The sequence below is a fragment of the Arthrobacter sp. BG3 genome, assembly GCF_056680185.1.
In genome coordinates this window covers 1,837,713-1,856,513 of sequence record NZ_CM155270.1, presented here as the reverse complement: position 1 = coordinate 1,856,513, position 18,801 = coordinate 1,837,713, and the positions used below count along the sequence as shown (strand labels likewise).

Annotated in this window: 18 protein-coding genes and 1 pseudogene; 11 read left to right on the top strand and 8 right to left on the bottom strand. The window is 66.9% G+C overall.

The features are described 5' to 3' along the window. Positions 1-71 precede the first annotated feature (71 nt). The 3 genes and pseudogenes from AC1MFL_RS08210 to AC1MFL_RS08200 form a co-directional block, all read right to left on the bottom strand. Complete coding sequence (locus AC1MFL_RS08210) at positions 72-905, bottom strand: alpha/beta fold hydrolase (protein WP_226759163.1); 834 nt, start codon at positions 903-905, stop codon at positions 72-74. A 59-nt stretch (positions 906-964) separates the two neighbouring features. After that, positions 965-1,591, bottom strand: coding sequence for a thymidine kinase (locus AC1MFL_RS08205; RefSeq protein WP_226759162.1), 627 nt, complete (start codon positions 1,589-1,591; stop codon positions 965-967). Positions 1,592-1,850: 259 nt separating this feature from the next. Beyond that, positions 1,851-2,309, bottom strand: a pseudogene (locus AC1MFL_RS08200) (alpha/beta fold hydrolase); the annotation flags it as partial. Between the two features lie 136 nt (positions 2,310-2,445). On the opposite strand from AC1MFL_RS08200, the gene lysS reads away from it, so the two are divergent. The 4 genes from lysS (at position 2,446) to AC1MFL_RS08180 (ending at position 7,478) form a co-directional block, all read left to right on the top strand. Beyond that, positions 2,446-3,978, top strand: coding sequence for a lysine--tRNA ligase (lysS, locus tag AC1MFL_RS08195; protein WP_479814668.1), 1,533 nt, complete (start codon positions 2,446-2,448; stop codon positions 3,976-3,978). A 2-nt stretch (positions 3,979-3,980) separates the two neighbouring features. Next, entirely contained in the window at positions 3,981-4,169 is a 189-nt protein-coding gene (locus AC1MFL_RS08190) for a hypothetical protein (RefSeq protein ID WP_479814666.1), read from the top strand. 136 nt (positions 4,170-4,305) lie between these two features. Continuing rightward, the gene (locus tag AC1MFL_RS08185; RefSeq protein WP_226759157.1) at positions 4,306-4,632 is read left to right on the top strand and encodes a histone-like nucleoid-structuring protein Lsr2; all 327 of its coding nucleotides are present in this window, start codon (positions 4,306-4,308) and stop codon (positions 4,630-4,632) included. 353 nt (positions 4,633-4,985) lie between these two features. Beyond that, positions 4,986-7,478 carry an ATP-dependent Clp protease ATP-binding subunit gene (locus AC1MFL_RS08180; protein WP_479814664.1) on the top strand — a complete coding sequence of 831 codons (2,493 nt, stop codon included), beginning with the start codon at positions 4,986-4,988 and terminating at the stop codon, positions 7,476-7,478. Between the two features lie 91 nt (positions 7,479-7,569). Here the strand turns inward: AC1MFL_RS08180 and AC1MFL_RS08175 are convergent, their stop codons facing one another. After that, entirely contained in the window at positions 7,570-8,016 is a 447-nt protein-coding gene (locus AC1MFL_RS08175; protein WP_479814663.1) for a Rieske (2Fe-2S) protein, read from the bottom strand. Between the two features lie 123 nt (positions 8,017-8,139). Here AC1MFL_RS08175 and AC1MFL_RS08170 point away from each other — a divergent pair, with 123 nt between their 5' ends. Both AC1MFL_RS08170 and AC1MFL_RS08165 read left to right on the top strand, forming a co-directional pair. Continuing rightward, positions 8,140-10,287: a S9 family peptidase gene (locus AC1MFL_RS08170; protein ID WP_479814661.1), complete on the top strand. Its 2,148-nt coding sequence runs from the start codon at positions 8,140-8,142 to the stop codon at positions 10,285-10,287. Positions 10,288-10,368: 81 nt separating this feature from the next. Next, positions 10,369-10,878: an amino-acid N-acetyltransferase gene (locus tag AC1MFL_RS08165; protein ID WP_479814659.1), complete on the top strand. Its 510-nt coding sequence runs from the start codon at positions 10,369-10,371 to the stop codon at positions 10,876-10,878. A gap of 148 nt (positions 10,879-11,026) precedes the next feature. Here the strand turns inward: AC1MFL_RS08165 and AC1MFL_RS08160 are convergent, their stop codons facing one another. Beyond that, on the bottom strand, positions 11,027-12,211 hold the full coding sequence (locus AC1MFL_RS08160) for an integrase catalytic domain-containing protein (protein ID WP_479813534.1): 1,185 nt from the start codon (positions 12,209-12,211) through the stop codon (positions 11,027-11,029). A gap of 250 nt (positions 12,212-12,461) precedes the next feature. Between AC1MFL_RS08160 and AC1MFL_RS08155 the strand changes: the two genes are divergently transcribed. From AC1MFL_RS08155 to dhaM, 4 genes are all read left to right on the top strand, one after another. Then, the gene (locus AC1MFL_RS08155; RefSeq protein WP_479814658.1) at positions 12,462-12,674 is read left to right on the top strand and encodes a hypothetical protein; all 213 of its coding nucleotides are present in this window, start codon (positions 12,462-12,464) and stop codon (positions 12,672-12,674) included. 150 nt (positions 12,675-12,824) lie between these two features. Next, on the top strand, positions 12,825-13,826 hold the full coding sequence (gene dhaK, locus AC1MFL_RS08150; RefSeq protein ID WP_479814656.1) for a dihydroxyacetone kinase subunit DhaK: 1,002 nt from the start codon (positions 12,825-12,827) through the stop codon (positions 13,824-13,826). A 2-nt stretch (positions 13,827-13,828) separates the two neighbouring features. Further along, the gene (gene dhaL / locus AC1MFL_RS08145) at positions 13,829-14,455 is read left to right on the top strand and encodes a dihydroxyacetone kinase subunit DhaL (protein ID WP_479814655.1); all 627 of its coding nucleotides are present in this window, start codon (positions 13,829-13,831) and stop codon (positions 14,453-14,455) included. Continuing rightward, complete coding sequence (gene dhaM / locus AC1MFL_RS08140) at positions 14,452-15,126, top strand: dihydroxyacetone kinase phosphoryl donor subunit DhaM (protein WP_479814653.1); 675 nt, start codon at positions 14,452-14,454, stop codon at positions 15,124-15,126. The genes dhaL and dhaM overlap by 4 nt, the downstream gene beginning before the upstream one ends. Positions 15,127-15,275: 149 nt before the next feature. Here dhaM and AC1MFL_RS08135 read toward each other — a convergent pair whose 3' ends face one another. Both AC1MFL_RS08135 and AC1MFL_RS08130 read right to left on the bottom strand, forming a co-directional pair. Continuing rightward, a complete protein-coding gene (locus AC1MFL_RS08135; protein WP_479814651.1) occupies positions 15,276-15,776 on the bottom strand; it encodes a hypothetical protein in 501 nt (166 codons plus the stop codon). Between the two features lie 50 nt (positions 15,777-15,826). After that, positions 15,827-16,663: an HhH-GPD family protein gene (locus AC1MFL_RS08130; RefSeq protein ID WP_479815388.1), complete on the bottom strand. Its 837-nt coding sequence runs from the start codon at positions 16,661-16,663 to the stop codon at positions 15,827-15,829. A gap of 246 nt (positions 16,664-16,909) precedes the next feature. Between AC1MFL_RS08130 and AC1MFL_RS08125 the strand changes: the two genes are divergently transcribed. Then, positions 16,910-17,641, top strand: a complete 732-nt coding sequence (locus AC1MFL_RS08125; RefSeq protein ID WP_479814649.1) for a hypothetical protein — start codon at positions 16,910-16,912, stop codon at positions 17,639-17,641. 12 nt (positions 17,642-17,653) lie between these two features. Here the strand turns inward: AC1MFL_RS08125 and disA are convergent, their stop codons facing one another. Continuing rightward, positions 17,654-18,730, bottom strand: coding sequence for a DNA integrity scanning diadenylate cyclase DisA (gene disA, locus AC1MFL_RS08120; RefSeq protein WP_301227051.1), 1,077 nt, complete (start codon positions 18,728-18,730; stop codon positions 17,654-17,656). Positions 18,731-18,801 lie beyond the last annotated feature (71 nt).

Genomic DNA, 18,801 nt, shown 5'->3' with positions numbered 1-18,801 from the left:
GAGCCGCGGGACGGGCGTTAAGTGACCCCGCGTTGCTTGGTTGGTGGTGGGGGTGGGGCGGGCTTGGCGGGCTAGCTGGCGAAGAATTCGCTGAGCGCCGAGATGAGCTTGTCCGGTGCCTTGTTGACGCCGTCGTGCCCCATGCCTGGCAGGATCGTGTAGCTGGAGCCGGAGAGCACCTCGTGGATCTGGGCGCAGGCCACACCGAAGTACGCAGGGCTCTTCTCGCCCACGATGATCAGCGTTTCCAGCGGCAGTTCCAGGAACGGCTCCGCCGGCATGTCGGCGGCGATGATGGCCTTGATCTCCCGGACCCCGGTCTTCATCAGCTCGCGCATCTGTTTGCCGATCGGTGTGCCGGCGGCCAGTTTGTTCGCCAGGGTCAGCATGGACAGCGGCATCCGGGACAGGGCGCTGCCGGTCTCCAGGCCCCTGAGCAGCACGGCGAGGGCGCGGTCGTCGTCGCCGGCCGCCGTCGCTTTCTCATACTCGGTGGTCCAGTCAGCGGTGACGCTGTGGTTCACCGAGACGGCCGGGTCGTACACGGCGAGGCGTTCCACCGGCAGGGTGCGGGCGGCGTGCAGTGCCACCGCGCCGCCGAAGCTGTGCCCGAAGACGTCCGTGCTGGAGGTGTGCTTCATCACCGCGTCGAGGTCTTTGATGTCCACATCGAGGGTGTAGTCCTCCGGCTGCGGCGAGGAGGAGCCGCGGCCGCGCCGGTTGAAGGTGTGCACCGGCCGGCCCAGGGAAGCGCTGAGCTTCTGGGCGAACCGCGTGTAGTCGGAGGCGGTCACCATTGAGGCCGCAACTACGACGACGCCGGAGCCCGCCGAGGCAAGCTCGGCACCCGTGCTGAAAAGCTCGATCGTGCCACCGTCGGGGGTCCTGATGTTCTCGCGGGTCATGCTCCGAGCCTAGCCGAGGCTGCAGCTACGGCGTAGTAGGGTTCCCCCGCGGTGGCCGGCTAGTTCCCCAGCCGCCCGCCGGAGACCTCGAGGTAGCAGGAGCCGCAGAGCGATTCGTACCAGACGTCCTGGCCGTCAATCGCGACCTGGTCGCCGTCGAAGACCACCTGGTCACCGGCCCGGCGGGTGTTGAAGATGGCCTTGCGGCCGCAGCGGCAGATGGTCTTGAGTTCCTCAAGGGTGTGCGCGATTTCCAGGAGCCGCAGCGAGCCCGGGAAGGCCCGGGTGCGGAAGTCCGTGCGGATGCCGTAGGCCAGCACCGGAACGTTGTCCAGGACCGCGATCCGGAACAGGTCGTCCACCTGGCCCGGTTCCAGGAACTGGGCCTCGTCCACCAGCAGACAGGCGACCGGCTGGGTGTCCACATGCTCCAGCAGGGCATCCGGATCGTCTCCGTGGGCATGGGCGGTGAACAGCTCACGGGCGGATGCCCCGGCCGGGATCAGGAAGTCCACCGAACGGGTCATGCCCAGGCGGGACACGACGTCGGAGTCGCCCTTGGTGTCCACATCCGGCTTGGCCAGCAGGACCCGCTGGCCGCGTTCCTCGTAGTTGAAGGCGGCCTGCAGCAGGCCCGTTGACTTGCCGGAGTTCATCGCGCCGTAGCGGAAATAGAGCTTGGCCAAAGGGGTCCTTTCGAAAGGGTCGCCCACCGATTGTAAGGGCGCACCCCTCAGCGGCCCAGCTTGAGCCGAGGCCTGCGCGCCGGGAGCGGCCGCAGGGTCCCTTCGCCGGCCAGCAGGAAACGTGCGGCCGCCCGGGGCAGCCGGATTCCGGGCCGCAACGGGCTTTCGTGGAGCTGGCCGGGCAGCACGGCAAATTCAATCGAGGGACGGCGGCGGCGAGCTGGCGGCCGGTCTCGGCGAAGTAGTCCGGGCTCCAGCCGCCGCTCAGCATCAGCGTGGGGGTGGTCACGGACGCGAAGTCCGCCAGCTCGGCATCGGCGTCCAGCACCGCCCGCATCTCCACGACGGCGGCAGGCAGCAGTTCGCGCATCTCGGCGCCCGTGCTGGTCCGGGCGGAGAGGATGCTGAGCATCCGCAGCGCGCCCAGCGGGAGCCTGGAGACCGGCCCGGCCGTCTCGAGGCCCTGGATCAGGTGCGCCCACGCCTCATCGAGCTGCCCGGCAGCCACCGACCGCTCCAGCTCGGGCCGCCAGCGACGGGTGAGGTTGCCGGAGAGCGACACCGCCGCGTCGTAGGTCACCATCCGGTGGATCGGGACCGTCCGGGCCGCCTGCAGGGCCACGAAACCGCCGTAGCTGTGCGCCACGACGTCGTTCGAGCCGGTCTCCCGCAGCACCGCCGCGAGATCGCTGACCTCGGTGGCCGCCGAATAGCCGGGCGGCTGGGGGGAGGGCCGGCGCCTTCGCCGTCGTCGGTGCTGATGGTCCGCGTCTCCACAGCCCTGAGTCTATTCCGCAACCGGCCCTGGCTGTGCGGGACCTGAATGGGCAGAAACCCCGGTAAACTTGGGGATTGTGACTTCCCAAAACACCTCCGCCCCGAACACCGCCGCCGACTCCCACGACGCCAGCGAGCAGACCCGCATCCGGATGGAGAAGCGCGCCAAGCTGATCGAGCGCGGCATCGAGGCGTATCCGGTGGGTGTTGAACGCACACATTCACTCGGTGAAATCCGTGAGAAATACGCACACCTCGAGGCCGACGAAACCACCGGCGACGTCGTCGGCGTGACCGGCCGCATCGTCTTCATCCGCAACACCGGCAAGCTCTGCTTCGCCACGCTCCAGGAGGGCGGCCTTGACGGCAAGGCTGTCCGGCTGCAGGTCATGCTGAGCCTGGCCAACATCGGCGAGGATGCGCTCGCCGACTGGAAGGGCCTCGTGGACCTCGGCGACCACGTTTTCGTCAAGGGCGAGGTCATCTCCTCCCGGCGCGGCGAGCTCTCCGTCATGGCCGGGTCCTGGTCCATGGCCTCAAAGGCCCTGCGACCGCTGCCGGTGCTGCACGCCGAGCTCAACGAGGAAACCCGCGTCCGCCAGCGCTACGTGGACCTCATCGTCCGGGACGAAGCCCGCGAAATGGTTTACACCCGTGCCGCGATCACACGATCCATCCGCGAGACCCTGCACCGCCAGGGCTACGTCGAGGTGGAAACGCCGATGCTGCAGCTGGTCCACGGCGGCGCCACGGCCCGCCCCTTCGAAACGCACATGAACGCGTTCGACCAGAAAATGACCCTGCGCATCGCCACCGAGCTGTACCTCAAGCGAACCGTCGTCGGCGGAATCGACCGCGTCTACGACATGGGCCGCGTCTTCCGCAATGAAGGCGTGGACTCCACCCACAGCCCAGAATTCACCACCCTGGAAAGCTACGAGGCCTGGGCCGACCAGTTCGTCATGGCGGACCGCATCAAGGAGCTCATCCTCGACGCCGCCGATGCCGCCGGCGTGGGCCGGGTCCTGCAGACCGAGGCCGGAGAGATCAACCTCGACGGCGACTGGGCCTGGATGGCGGTCTACCCGGGGCTCTCCGAAACCGTCGGCCAGGAAATCACTCCGGAGACCCCGGCATCGGATCTGCTGGCGCTCGCCGCCAAGCATGAGGTCAAAGTCGACGCCAACTGGGATGCCGAGAAGCTGGTGGTGGAACTCTTCGGCGAACTGGTGGAGCCGACACTGTTGAACCCGACCTTCGTGTACGACTACCCGCCGTCGGCCCAGCCGCTGGCCCGCCAGCACCGCGAGGACGACCGCCTTATCGAGGCGTGGGACCTCATCATCGGCGGCATGGAGCGGGGCACGGCCTTCTCCGAACTGATTGATCCGGTGATCCAGCGGGACCGGCTCACCGAGCAGTCTCGCCGCTCCGCCGCCGGCGACGTGGAGGCCATGCAGCTGGACGAGGATTTCCTCCGCGCTTTGGAGTACGGAGCCCCGCCCATGGGCGGGATCGGCCTGGGCATCGACCGGCTGGTCATGCTCTTCACCGGCGCCGGTATCCGCGAGACCATTCTGTTCCCGCTGCTCAAGCCCGAAGGACACTGACCATGGAGTACATCGCCGTATTGCTGCCCTCCGTGGTGGTCGGCCTGATTTTCTGGTTCGCCATGAAAGCCATTTTCAATGCCGACAAATCCGAGCGCCAGGCCGAAGCGCGTGCCCAGGCGGAAGCCGAGGGAAATGCCCAGGCGCCCGATACCCGCCGCAGCGACGGCGATTCCAACGGCCTGAACTAATAGCGGGCTATTCAACCTTGGGTTTTCCTTGGAAAATCTATTTGGCTTTGACTCGTTGCCATTAAGCAGAGGATACTTTTAAGCAGATAGATCCCGCTTTTCCTAAATACTCATCCTTTTGGAAAGAGAGTCTTTAATGGCACAGAAAGTAAAAATCATCCTTGTTGATGATCTGGATGGGGGATCCGCGGACGAAACCGTCCGGTTTGGCCTTGACGGCGTCAGTTACGAAATCGACCTGTCGGCGGACAATGCCGCGCAGCTGCGCTCTGCAGTTGAGCGGTTTGTGGCCCACGCGCGCAAGACCTCAAGCGGCCGCGCAACCCGCACCAAAATCTCATCCGGCCGGAACCAGGACTCAGCACAGATCCGGCAGTGGGCGCGCGATAACGGCTATGCAGTAAACAGCCGCGGCCGCATCCAGGCTGAAATTCAGGAAGCTTACCAAAAGGCGAATTCCTAGCCGTCAAGCCAAGTATCCTGCGGCGCCTTATGCGCCAGGGCGCATTACCTATCACAAAGCCCCTGCTTTTCCGGTGGGGGCTTTGTCGTGCGTGGCGCCGGCGCCTGCGGTACTGCAGGCCCCCGTGCCGTTCCGGCCGGCCGGGACGGCCTGACCCTGCCGGGGCGGCCTGACCCTGCGGCGGCAGGGTTGCGCCGTGCCCGCCGGCCGCGCTGCAGGGCGCCGTCCGGGCCGCGTGTGCGCCCTGATGTTACGCGGCTGCGGCGTCCCGGTTTCCCCTGTGGCGAACAAGCCCCAATTCTTGAACCCGGCCACGTAGCATCAAAGTACGTCGTAGCTAGGAGTGTGGCGAAATGTTTGAGCGATTTACGGACCGTGCCCGTCGCGTAGTTGTGCTTGCCCAAGAAGAGGCACGCATGCTGAACCACAATTACATTGGTACCGAACACATCCTCTTGGGTCTGATCCATGAAGGTGAAGGTGTTGCTGCCAAAGCCCTTGAGTCCTTGAGCATTTCGCTCGACGGCGTCCGTGAGCAGGTGCAGGAGATCATCGGGCAGGGCCAGCAGGCCCCGTCCGGACACATCCCCTTCACCCCGCGCGCCAAGAAGGTCTTGGAACTCTCGCTCCGCGAGGCCCTGCAACTGGGACACAACTACATCGGCACCGAGCACATCCTGCTCGGTCTCATCCGCGAGGGTGAAGGCGTTGCCGCCCAGGTGCTGGTCAAGCTCGGTGCGGACCTCAACCGGGTCCGCCAGCAGGTCATCCAGCTGCTCTCGGGCTACCAGGGCAAGGAAACCACCGGTGCCGGCGTTGGCCCAGGCCAGGCCGAGGGCACCCCTGCGGGTTCCGTCGTCCTGGACCAGTTCGGCCGCAACCTGACCCAGGCTGCCCGGGAAAACAAGCTGGACCCTGTCATCGGGCGCGAATCCGAGATGGAACGCGTCATGCAGGTCCTGTCCCGCCGCACCAAGAACAACCCCGTCCTGATCGGCGAGCCCGGCGTCGGCAAGACCGCCGTCGTCGAAGGCCTCGCCCAGGCGATTGTCCGCGGCGACGTTCCCGAGACCATCAAGGACAAGCAGCTGTACACGCTGGACCTTGGGTCCCTCGTCGCCGGCTCGCGCTACCGCGGTGACTTCGAAGAGCGCCTGAAGAAGGTTCTCAAGGAGATCCGCACCCGTGGCGACATCATCTTGTTCATCGACGAGATCCACACCCTGGTCGGTGCCGGTGCTGCCGAAGGCGCCATCGATGCGGCCTCGATCCTGAAGCCGATGCTGGCACGCGGTGAGCTCCAGACCATCGGCGCCACCACGCTGGACGAGTACCGCAAGCACATCGAGAAGGACGCCGCGCTGGAACGCCGGTTCCAGCCGATCCAGGTCAAGGAGCCCTCCGTCGCTCACGCGATCGAGATCCTCAAGGGCCTCCGTGACCGGTACGAGGCGCACCACCGCGTCACCATCACCGACGGCGCCCTCGCCTCGGCAGCGAGCCTCTCCGAACGCTACATCTCGGACCGTTTCCTGCCGGATAAGGCCATCGACCTGATCGATGAGGCCGGCGCGCGGCTGCGCATCCGCCGGATGACCGCTCCGCCGGAGCTGAAAATCATGGACGAGAAGATCGCCGCCATGAAGCTGGAGAAGGAATCCGCGATTGACGCGCAGGACTTCGAAGGTGCCGCCTCGCTGCGCGACAAGGAGCAGAAGCTCATTGCCGAACGTGCCGAGAAGGAACGCCAGTGGAAGACCGGCGGCATGGACGACATCTCCGAAGTTGATGAGGACCTGATCGCGGAAGTGCTGGCGAATTCCACGGGTATCCCAGTGTTCAAGCTGACCGAGGAAGAGTCCTCGCGGCTGCTGAAGATGGAAGACGAGCTGCACAAGCGCGTTGTCGGCCAGGACGAGGCCATCAGGTCCCTGTCCCAGGCGATCCGCCGTACCCGTGCAGGCCTGAAGGACCCGAAGCGTCCGGGTGGTTCGTTCATCTTCGCTGGCCCCACTGGTGTCGGTAAGACCGAGCTCGCCAAGGCCCTGGCCGAATTCCTCTTCGGTGAGGAAGACGCCCTGATCACGCTGGACATGTCCGAGTACTCGGAAAAGCACACGGTCTCGCGCCTCTTCGGTGCCCCTCCGGGCTACGTGGGCTACGAGGAAGGCGGCCAGCTGACCGAGAAGGTCCGCCGTCGTCCGTTCTCCGTGGTCCTGTTCGACGAAGTGGAGAAGGCTCACGCCGATCTCTTCAACTCGCTGCTGCAGATCCTGGAAGACGGCCGTCTGACGGACTCCCAGGGCCGCGTGGTGGACTTCAAGAACACGGTGATCATCATGACCACCAACCTCGGCACCCGGGACATCTCCAAGAGCGTTGCCACCGGCTTCCAGTCCGGCACGGACACGCAGACCGGCTACAACCGGATGCGCGCCCGCGTCACGGAGGAGCTCAAGCAGCACTTCCGTCCCGAGTTCCTGAACCGTGTTGACGATGTTGTGGTCTTCCCGCAGCTGACCCAGGACGAGATCATCGAGATCGTGGACATGTTCGTCGGCCGGCTGGAGAAGCGCCTCAAGGACAAGGACATGGGCATCGAGCTCACGCCCGCGGCCAAGATCCTGCTGGCAACCCGCGGCTACGACCCCGCGATGGGTGCCCGGCCGCTGCGCCGGACCATCCAGCGCGAGATCGAGGACCAGCTCTCCGAGAAGATCCTCTTCGGCGAAATCCACGCCGGCGACATTGTTGTAGTGGATGTGGACGGCGAAGGCGACGACGCCAAGTTCACCTTCGCAGGCAACACCAAGCCGCGCATCCCGGAGATCGCTCCGAGCGTCTAGGCAGTCAAGCCAAAGGCGCGGTGCCAGAAGGCCCCGGCCGCTTCCGTCAAGGAAGCGGCCGGGGCCTTCTGTCGCTGGCACGCGGGCGGTGTCAGGCGCTGACGGTGATCCATTCGCCGTCGATGGTGGCCTTCAGCTTGGCCAGCGGCGCCTTTGCGGGCCCGTTGACCACGCTGCCGTCGGATCCCTTGAAGGAGGAACCGTGGCAGGGGCATTCGAAGTCTTCTCCGGCGGGGGCCACCGGGCAGCCGGCATGCGTGCAAGTCGCGTCGTACGCCAGGACGGTCGTCTCATCCTTCCGGAAGATCACCACCGTCTTGCCGTCCATTTTCGCGGTGGCCGTTCCGCCCACCTGCACGTCGCCGAGCTTGCCGACCCTGACCGGAGTGCCGGCCGGAACGGAGGTGCCGGCCGAGGCCGTGGAAGCCGGGGTGTCAGTCGTGGAGACGGCGCAGGCGGAGAGGGCCAGGGCGCTGCCGCCCACGGCGCCGGCACCGAGCAACAGCGAGCGTCGAGGCAGGGACTTTTCAGGGTTCATGGACCCATCATGCCAACAGTCCCTGAGAGCCGCCTGCAATGCGTGGCCATCCAATGTGAAAGCAGTGTTTCACTCTGAGTGAACGGGGTGTGATGCGGGCCACGGTGGGTGTTGAATCGGTGCATGGCTTCCACGGATTCAGAGACCCTGAGTGAAAAACCCGAGACACCCTTCCACGACATGGACCACTACCTCGCCATCCCGAGGGTCAGCGGACTGGCGCTGAGTCCGGACGGCGGAAGGCTGGTCACCACCGTGGCCACGCTCAACGACAAGGGCACCGAATACCGCACCGCCCTGTGGGAGCTGGACCCGGAAGGGCGGAAGCAGGCCCGCCGGATCACCCGCAGCGCCAAGGGCGAGGCCGGGGCCGTGTTTGCCGCCGGCGGTGAGCTGTACTTCAGTTCCGCGCGCCCCGACCCGGAAACCCCCGAGGCGGATCCGGTCAACGCCCTGTGGGCGCTGCCCGCGGACGGCGGCGAGGCCCGTGTTGTGCTCACCCGGGCCGGCGGTGTCAGCGGCCTGCTGGCCGCGAAGGAGACCGGCGCCCTTTTTGTCAACGCCTCCGTGCTGGCGGGGGCCACGGACGAGGACGGCGACGAGGAGCGCCGCAAGTCGCGCAAGGACAACAAAGTTGCTGCCATCCTGCACAGCGGGTATCCGGTCCGCTACTGGGACGCCGATCTGGGACCCGCCCAGCCGAGACTCTTCGTCGTCGAACCCGGCGAGGAGAAGGAGCCGGGCAAACCCACGACGGTTGACGCCGCCGCGCCGCTGAAGCTCCGCAACCTCACGCCCGACGCCGGCGCCGGCCTTCGCGATGCAGAGTCGGTCGTCAGCCCCGACGGCAGGACCATCTACAGCAGTTTTGCAAAGCCGCTCGCGTACGCGAATTCCCGGTCTGTTCTCGTCGCAATCGACGTGGCCAGCGGGAAGCGCACGGTGCTGTTGGACACCGAGGGCATGAGCTACTTCCCCGGGCCGGTCAGCCCCGACAACAGGACCTTGGCCGTGCTGAGCGAAAGCGACACCACTCCTGAGCAGGCCCCGCAGCTCAGGCTGCACCTGCTCGACGTTTCCGGCGCTTCGTCCGGACCAGGGACGGCAGGGGAAGCCGCGCTGAAGCCGCTCGTGCCCGGCTGGGACCGCTGGCCGCGGCCCGCCGCCTGGCTGCCGGACGGATCGGCCCTGCTCGTCACCGCCGACGAGGACGGCGCCTCACCCGTCTTCCGGATCAGACTGTCCGGCGACGGCGACGGCGATGACACAGCGGGCAGCGTCACCCGCCTGACCGCCGATACCGCCGCGTACACCGACGTTGTGGTCGCCCCGGACGGTCGCACCGCCTATGCGCTGCGCAGCTCCTACGAGTTCCCGGCCGAAGCCGTCCGGATCGACCTCGCCAGCGGCGACGTCGTCCGGCTCCCCGCCCCCGCCGAACGCCCGCACTACCAAGGCTCGCTGGAACGCGTGGAGACGACGGCGGCAGACGGCACCCGCGTGCCGGCATACCTCGCCCTCCCCGAAGGTGCCTCGGCCGGCAGCCCGGCGCCACTGCTGCTCTGGATCCACGGTGGCCCGCTCGGGTCCTGGAACGCCTGGACCTGGCGCTGGAACCCCTGGCTGCTCGTCGCCCGGGGGTATGCCGTGCTGTTGCCGGACCCGGCCCTGTCCACGGGGTACGGCCAGCACCACATCCAGCGCGGCTGGGGTGCATGGGGCCAGGCGCCATTCACCGACCTGATGGCCATCACCGACGCAGTTGTGCAGCGCCCTGACATCGATGAGACCCGCACGGCTGCCATGGGCGGGTCCTTCGGCGGCTACATGGCCAACTGGGTGGCCGGGCATACGGACCGGTTCCGGGCGATCATCACCCATGCCAGCCTCTGGGCGCTGGACCAGTTCGGCCCCACCACCGACGATGCGCAGTACTGGCTCAGGGAGATGACGCCCGAGATGGCGCTGGAGAACTCCCCGCACCTGCACGTCGGGAACATCAGCACCCCGATGCTCGTCATCCATGGCGACAGGGACTACCGCGTCCCGATCGGCGAGGGCCTGCGTCTTTGGTACGAACTCCTCTCCAAGTCCCAGCTTGCGGCCGACGAGAACGGCGAAACCGAGCACCGCTTCCTCTATTTCCCGGACGAAAACCACTGGATCCTGCAGCCGCAGCACGCCAAGGTCTGGTACGGCGTCGTCGAGCACTTCCTCGCCAAGAACCTGCTGGACAAGGACCTGCCGGTCCCTGCCGAGCTGGGACTCTAGGCGCCTGCCGGCCGGCCCGGAGGCTGCGTCCGCCGGGCCCGCATAACGGGTCAGCGATCCCGGTCCCCGTAGGATTGGGCTGTGACTGAGACAATCCGCATCCGCCCTGCCCGCACCAGCGATGTCGGGGCGATCAAGACACTCGTGGCGCCGCTGGCGGAGCAGCGGATCCTCATGGCCAAGGAAACCGTGGCGTACTACGAAAGCCTGCAGGAGTTCCGGATCGCCGAATCACCCGACGGTGCGGTGATCGGCTGCGGAGCGCTCCACGTCATGTGGGAAGACCTCGCCGAGGTACGCACGCTCGCGACATCGGATGCCTGGCGGGGAAAGGGCGTGGGCCACCTGCTGGTGGAGCGCCTGCTGGAAGAGGCCAGGGCGCTCGGGGTCTCCCGTGTGTTCTGCCTGACTTTCGAGGTGGACTTCTTCAGGAAGCACGGCTTCGAAGTCATGGCCGACCAGACCGCCGTCGACCCCGTGGTGTATTCGGAACTGCTGCGCTCCCATGACGAGGGCGTTGCCGAGTTCCTGGACCTCGCCCGGGTGAAGCCCAACACCCTCGGCAACACCCGGATGATCAAGACGCTGTAGTTCCGGCCCTAAAAACGACGCCGGGAGATTGGGCGGCACGGGGTCCCTGTTGCCTCATTGCAATACCTCCGGGAAGGGTGATTCGTTGCCTCATCTGAAAACCTCCGGATGAGTGCTTCGTTGCCTCATTGCAATACTTCCGGAACTTTCAGTTGTTCCAAGCTGTGTTGACGGGTTTGACGGTGGCCGGTTGTTTGGCTCTGGCCAGTGTTTCCAGCTGGGCGGTGAGTGCCATGATTTGGCGTGAGAGAGCGCCGGGTTTGATCTGTTTGAAGGCGGCGTTCATCCGGATGATTGGGCGCTTGCTCATCTTCTCGTGCCGGACCGCGCGCTGGTGGGGTGTGGCCGGTGCGTCGTGCTTTTTGGTCACTTTCGCGCCGTGCCGCTCTTTCTCGATGAGTTTTTGCTGGGGCAGCAGGTAGTTGGTGAAGATCCGGTCCAGTTCCCAGATCTCGTTGAGTTTCTCCAGCTCCGCGGGGGTGTCGTAGCGCAGGTATCCGACCAGTTCACGGACCCTGGCCCAGTTCTTCTGCTCCACGTGGGCGCCGTCGTTCTTGTTCCCGGGCCGGGACCGGGTGAAGGTGATCTGGTGCGCACGGCAGTAGGCCAGCAGATGGTCGTTGATGAACTCCGAGCCGTTGTCCGAATCGATTCCGATGATCGGGAACGGGAACACGGCGGTGACGTGCTCGAGGGCCTCGAAGACCCATTTGGCCGCCTTGTTCCGCACGGACCGGTTCACCGTCCATCCGGTGGAAATATCGGTCACGGTCAGGGTGAAGCAGAACTCCCCGAAGCTGTTGCCTCCCTCGTGGCCGACCAGATCGATCTCCACGAATCCCGGCACGGCGTCGTCCCATTCGGCCCAGGTCCGGACCGGGATCTGGGATTTCAGCAGGGTGCCGGGCTTGGTGTGTGAGCGTCCCCGCGGGAAGAGTTTCGCCCGTTCGCCGGCGAGCTTGCGGTCGATGGTTGCGGCGCTCATGCGCATCAGCAGTGCGGCCTGGTCATCGGTGACCGCGAGCTCCTTGTCCCGGCGCAGCAGCGGCACCAGGACCGGCAGCATCGGTGCCAGCAGCCTGCCGGCAGGGGCGCGCAGTACCGCCCAGCACTTGATCAGCGGCGGCAGCAGATCCGGACCGTAGACCGGCGTCCTGCCCGGTCTGGGCTTCACGATCTTCAGGACCAGGGCTTCCCGCAGGGCCGTCCGGGCGTAGTCGCGGTGCCAACCGGTCAACTCGACCAGCTCGTTCAGGATCCGGGTCTTCCCTGCACGATCGACGCTCTTGTAGGCGAGGGCTTTCTTCTTCGTCACAGCCTGGCGCTGGGCCATCGTTAGCTCCATGAAAACGGGCATAACCCTCATCCGCTGCCACCGCCGTGAACCACGCCGCTACGCGGAGGTTTTCAACTGAGGCAACGTATCCGGCTACGCGGAGGTTTTCTATGAGTCAACGCGGGGTCTTCCCATCCGTAAATTTGATGGATAAACTAATCCCGGTTCAAGGCGGCGGACCCCCCGACTTCCAAAGGCAAAAACTTTGCACGAGCGCGCCATTTTTCCAGATTTCTCCGCATTCCAAATGACCATCAGCGGCGCCGCCGGACTGCTCCGCGGCCCGGAGCAATCGGCCGGGAACGGTGCAGCCGCGGACCCGGCGCCGGGCCCGGTCGCCGGCGTCGTTTCCGGCCCGGCCCCCGGGATCGACCGGGGGCGGCAGGCCGCGCCACCGTTCTCCTGGCTTGGCAGCGACGCCTGGCCGAGCTTTCCGTCGGGGACGGACAAACGTTCCTGACCTCCCCGGTCCGCGGATCCGGGTCCCGGGGTGCCGTCCGGCCGCACCCCGGTTCCGCTTCGGGGCTCGTAAAACCGGAGCCTACCGCTGGCAGGGGCCCGGTAGTAGGGTCTAAGCAAGCAGCCAGGACACCATCCAGGGAGCACCGCCATGAAGAAGCTCATCAATGATCCCCGCGCCGTGGTTGACGAGTCAGTGGAGGGTTTCGGGCTTGCCCATGCCGACCTCGTGACCGTCTTTGCGGACCCCAAATACATCGTGCGCAAAGATGCTCCGGTGGCAGGGAAAGTCGGCCTGGTCTCCGGCGGCGGCAGCGGGCATGAGCCCCTGCACGGCGGCTACGTTGGCCTGGGAATGCTCGACGCCGCCGTGCCGGGCGCCGTTTTCACCTCGCCAACACCGGACCAGATCCTTCCCGCCACTCTCGCCGTCAATTCAGGTGCCGGCGTCGTGCACATCGTGAAGAACTACACGGGCGACGTCCTTAACTTTGAGACGGCCTCCGAGCTGGCAGAGGCGGAGGGCGTCAAGGTCCGCACGGTGCTCGTCAACGACGACGTGGCGGTGCAGGACTCGCTCTACACCGCCGGACGCCGCGGCGTGGGCGGAACCGTCCTCGTGGAAAAGATCGCCGGTGCCGCCGCCGAACGGGGAGACAACCTGGACGCCGTCGCGGCAATCGGTGACCGCGTCAACCAGAATGTGCGCAGCATGGGCGTCGCGCTCACTGCCTGCACCGTTCCGCACGCGGGGGCGCCCAGCTTCGTGTTGGAGGAAAACGAGATCGAAATCGGCATTGGCATCCACGGGGAACCTGGCCGGCACCGGATCCCCATGGAGAACGCCGACGGCATCACCGACCGGCTGCTTGAGCCGGTGGTCAGCGACCTGGGCCTGGCTTCCGGGGAAAAGGTCCTCCTGTTCGTCAACGGCATGGGCGGCACTCCGCAGAGCGAGCTCTACATTGTCTACCGCCGCGCCGCGCAGCAGCTGGCCGAGAAGGGCATCACCGTCGCCCGCTCGCTGGTCGGGAACTACATCACCTCGCTTGAAATGCAGGGCTGTTCCATTACCGTGCTGCGCCTCGATGATGAGATGACGGCGCTCTGGGATGCGCCCGTCCACACGCCGGCCCTCCGCTGGGGCGTCTGACCGTGGGGCTGGACGTCAACTGGGCGCTCCGGTGGCTGACCCTCTCGGCGCAGGCCATGGCGGAGCACCGGGAAGAACTCATCGAACTGGACCGGCCGATCGGCGATTCGGACCACGGCGAGAACATGGACCGCGGCTTCAAAGCGGTCATGGCCAAGCTCGCCGAGGCGCCACCGGAAACTGCAGGGGCGGCGCTGAAACTTACCGCCATGACCCTCATGTCCAAGGTCGGCGGAGCCGCCGGGCCGCTCTACGGCACCGCCTTCCTCCGGGCGGCCACGGCGCTGGGCGAGACGGCCGACATCGACGCAGCCACCCTGGCCTCGGCCTTCCAGGCCGCGAGGGACGGGATCGTGGCCCGCGGAAAGGCCGAATCTGGCGACAAGACGATGGTGGACGCCTGGACCCCGGCGGTTGACGCGGCCGCTGCCGCCGCCGGAGACAGCGATGTGCACAAGGTCCTGGCGGCCGCCGCCGAGGCGGCCGAAGCCGGGGCCGTGTCCACCGACCCGATGCTCGCCCGCAAGGGGCGCGCCAGCTACCTCGGGGAACGCAGCATCGGCCACCGGGATCCCGGCGCGGTCTCCAGCGCCCTGATCCTGCGCGCCGCCGCCGGGGCAGCCGAATGACGGTCAATCTCGTCGTCGTCTCCCACAGCGACAAGATCGCCGACGGCGCCGCCGAGCTTGCCGCCGAGATGGCGCCCGACGTGCTGATCCTTCCTGCCGGCGGCACCGACGACGGCCGGATCGGCACGAGCCTGGAGCGGGTCATGGCCGCGCTGGAACAGGCAGGTGACGCCAACAGCGACGGCGTCGTCGTCCTGACAGACCTCGGCTCGGCGGTGATGACAGCCGAGTCCGCGAGGGAATTCATGGCGGACCCCTCCTCCGTGCTGCTGGCAGATGCGCCCCTCGTCGAAGGCCTGGTCGCTGCTGCAGTGGCGGCACAGGCCGGAGCCGATGCCGAGGGCGTGAAGGAAGCCGCGGAAGCCGTGTACCGGCCGCCGGCAGCGCCGCAGCACGCGCACGAGCACCGGCCCCCCGAGGCGACAGGGGACTTTGAACTCGTTAACCAGGCCGGCATGCATGCCCGTCCAGCCGCGAAGATTGCCGGCGGCCTGTCCGGCATGGACGCCGAGGTGACCCTCAACGGCGTCGACGGAGCGTCGATGACGGAACTCATGATGCTCGGAGCGGCCAAGGGAACGGTCCTGCACGTTGAAGCAAGCGGCCCGGACGCCGCGAAAGCCGTGGACTATCTGCGCGGACTGATCACGGCCGGCTTCGGCGAACCCTAAGCCACGTTCACACCGTGCCGGCCGCGGTCAGATCAGATGCCACCGGGGCCCGCCGGGCTCCGGCAGCACGCCGATCAAATGGCTGAGATGGTTCGGATCCAGCGGCTGATGTTTTCCGGGTTCACCGCGTTCGCCTTTCTCCACGCGGTCTAGGCTGCCTGCCGGAGCCCGTCCGCGTCCAGTAGCACCCCGGCTGAGATGAACCTGCCGCACTGCGCGCCGTGCGGGTACGCAACCCGCGGGGTAAACGTCAGGGTCCGGACCGGCAGGGGGAGGCCGCTGGCGCCGGTGCCGCCCACGGTGGCCTCAATGGGGGATTCAGTGAGCTGATCCAGCATGAGCATCCCCGTCAGGGTGCCGTCAGGTGAGGCGGTTGCGGAACAGGGACCGTCGTTGCTGTCCGCGCCTTGTCCACATCCCTGATCCACAGTGGTAGTCCCCGGGAGCAGCTCAAGATCAGCCTCTTTGCAGCGCCCGTCCTGGCAGGCTTTGAGCCGGAGTGTTTTGACCGAACCGGCGTACTCCCGGGCCACGGTCAGCGCAACCACCGGTGCCTGGGCGATTGCCGGGCACACCACCTCCTGGGGCTGGCACCCGGTGGCCAGCAGTGCGGTGCAAGCCATGCCCACGAGCGCCGCGAACGTGCGCATCCTTCAGGGTAGTTCCGGCTGGCCTTTCCGGCTAGGGCGCGGCGCCGGATTCAGGCGGGCAGCTGCAAGCCCGCGGGCTGCAGTTCGGCCAGCCCGTCACCCAGCAGTCCGGCCAGCGCGCGCTCCAGCTGCTCGGGAGGGGCGTTGAGCCGGTGCAGGGCGGCAAGCGGGATTCCGATCCCGGCCGGTTCGAAGCCAAGGTCCGCCGGGGCCCGCTGGAACAGTTCCGGGGCCACCGGCGACTCGGCCGCGCGCAGCACCGCCATCACCGCTCCCCGCACCTGGCGGTCCGTTCCGTGCCACGACTGCCCCTTGGGCGTGTACGTTGGCGGCGGCTCACCCGCTGCGAGCCAGGCGCAGGCGCCACTGACCGGGCATTGCCCGCACTTGGGCGACCGCGCCGTGCATACCAGGGCGCCCAGTTCCATGACGGAGGCGTTCCAACGGACCGAGGAGCCGGCCCCGTCCGGCAGCGCCTGCGCGGCGAGCCGCATCTCCGCGGCGGTCAGCGACTGCGAAGGCAGGGCTGAACCGGAAAACAGGCGGGCGTGCACGCGGCGGATATTGGTGTCCACCACGGTTTCGCGACGCCCGAAGGCGAAGGCGGCGACGGCTGCCGCCGTGTAACTGCCCACTCCGGGCAACTCCAGCAGTTCCGGGTGCGTTCCGGGAACCTCTCCGCCATGGTCGGAACAGATGGCGACGGCGGCCGCGTGCAGCCGGAGCGCGCGCCTCGGGTAGCCGAGCCGTCCCCAGGCCCGGACCGCTTCCCCGGCGGGTTCCCGGGCCAGGTCAGCAGGCTCCGGCCAGCGCCGCAGCCATTCCCGCCAGACTGGCAGCACACGAACCACCGGCGTCTGCTGCAGCATGATTTCGCTGACCAGCACACCCCACGGGGTGCATTCAGTGGCCCGCCACGGCAGTTCCCGGGCGTTGGACTCGAACCAGGTGGCGAGGGCCTCATGGAGGGCGGGCAGCGGAAGGGCAGCGGAAGCTTCTTCCGCGCGGGCGGCTGCTGGGGCGGCGGGGGAATCGGCGAGAGCTTTGATGGATTCAGCGTAATAGATGAGGGCCACACTCCGCCTGCGGCGTGGGAGGGCCGCATACCCGGCGCTGTTCTCTAGCCTAGAAGGATGGGCAGGCAAGATAATTCCGGAACCCAGGGTTCCCGGCCGAGGGCTTCCGGCAGCGGAGCACCCGCGGGACGCAATTCCGTAAGCCATTCGGAGCGCAAACCTGCGCGCAAGCCTGCCCGAAAAAAGGTCAGCCCCGTTTACCGCCGCCGGCGGCTTTTCGTCGGCGCCGCCTTGTTGCTCGTCATCGCCGTCGCCTTGGGGGGATTTGCCGCTGCCTCGGGCGTCCTCAATGCCGGTCAGTCCGGCTCCGGCGGGGGAACGGCTCCCTCGGGCCAGGAAACGGGGACGGCCACAAGCCCGGAACCCACGGCTTCCCCTTCGGCTGCCCCGACCGGCAACGGCTGCGAGCAGAACCTGGTGACCGTCACGGCCGCCACGGACAAGCCCGCCTACGCCGCCGGCGAGAACCCGCTGCTCACGCTCAAGGTGACGAACGGCAACAAGGTGCCGTGCGAGGTCAATATCGGGACTTCGCAGATGGAATTCCTGGTCACGAGCGGCTCGGACCGGATCTTCTCCTCCACTGACTGCCAGACGGACCCGACCGACCTGGTGAAGACCATCGCGCCCGGGCAAAGCGAGACGGCAAACTTCCCTTGGCAGCGCAACCGCACGGTCCAGGGCTGCGCGGCGATCGACGCCAAACCCGGAGCGGGCGGCGCGTATTACGTCTTTACTGCGCGTCTGGCGAACAAAACCAGTGCCAAAGCCGTCTTCCAGCTCAACTGACCCCCATGGTGGTTAGAGGAACCGGTCCAGCAGGCTCGCCTCCGCCATCCGGCTGAGGCCCTCGCGGACCGTCCGGGCGCGCTGGTCGCCAATCCCGTCCACCGTCATCAAGTCATCAATCGTGGCCGCCATCAGGAACTGCAGGCCGCCGAAGTGGTCCACCAGCCGGTCAGCGACGGCCTTGGGTACGGCCTTCAGCCCGGACAGCAGCCGGTATCCGCGCGGCTGCACGACGGCGTCGAGGTTGGCCTCACCACCGGCGAAACCGACAATCCCGGCAATCTTCCCCAGATCGATCAGCTCCGTGGGGCCCAGGCTCACGAGCGCCTTCACGGCCTTATCGACATCCTCGGCGGAGGTATCGGGGCCGGAGTAGTCGCGGATGATCACATCGCTGCCGGGGCCGCGGCCCACGGTCAATTCGTCCAGCTGCAGTGAAAGCAGCCGGCCGTCCTCGCCGAGTTCCAGCACATACTGTGAGATCTCTTCCGAGATACGGCGGACCATTTCCTGGCGCTGCAGGGTGACCGCAACATCGCGGACCGTCACCATGGCCTCGATTTCCAGGGCCGAGAGGGAACTGGTCACCTGGTCCAGCCGGGACCGGTAGCGCTCCAGCGTTGCCAGGGCCTGGTTGGCCCGGGCCAGGACCTTTTCCGAGCCCTCCAGGACGTGCCGCAGCCCGTTCACATAGAGGGCGATGATCTGCATGGACTGGCTGACCGAGATGACCGGGACGCCGGTCTGGATGGCGACACGCTCCGCCGTCCGGTGTCGGGTGCCGGATTCCTGGGTCTCGATGCTGGAGTCGGGGACCAGCTGCACGGCCGCGCGGAGAATGTTGCTGGCATCCTTGTCGCAGATGATGGCGCCGTCCATTTTGGCCAGTTCCCGCAGCCGGGTGGGCGAGAAATCGATTCCGATGTCGAAGCCTCCGGAGCAGATGGACTCGATGGTCCTGTCGATGCCCAGCACAATCAGGGCGCCGGTCCGTCCGCGGAGGATGCGTTCCAGGCCGTCCCGGAGGGGGGTGCCCGGTGCCACTCGGCCCAAGGTCGCCTTGAGTGAATCTTCAGGGCTCCGAGCCATAGATCTTCCCTTCAAAGGTGCAGGCCTCAGCCTGCAAGTGCGCCGGTTTCCAGTGTTTCCCGGCAGGATCA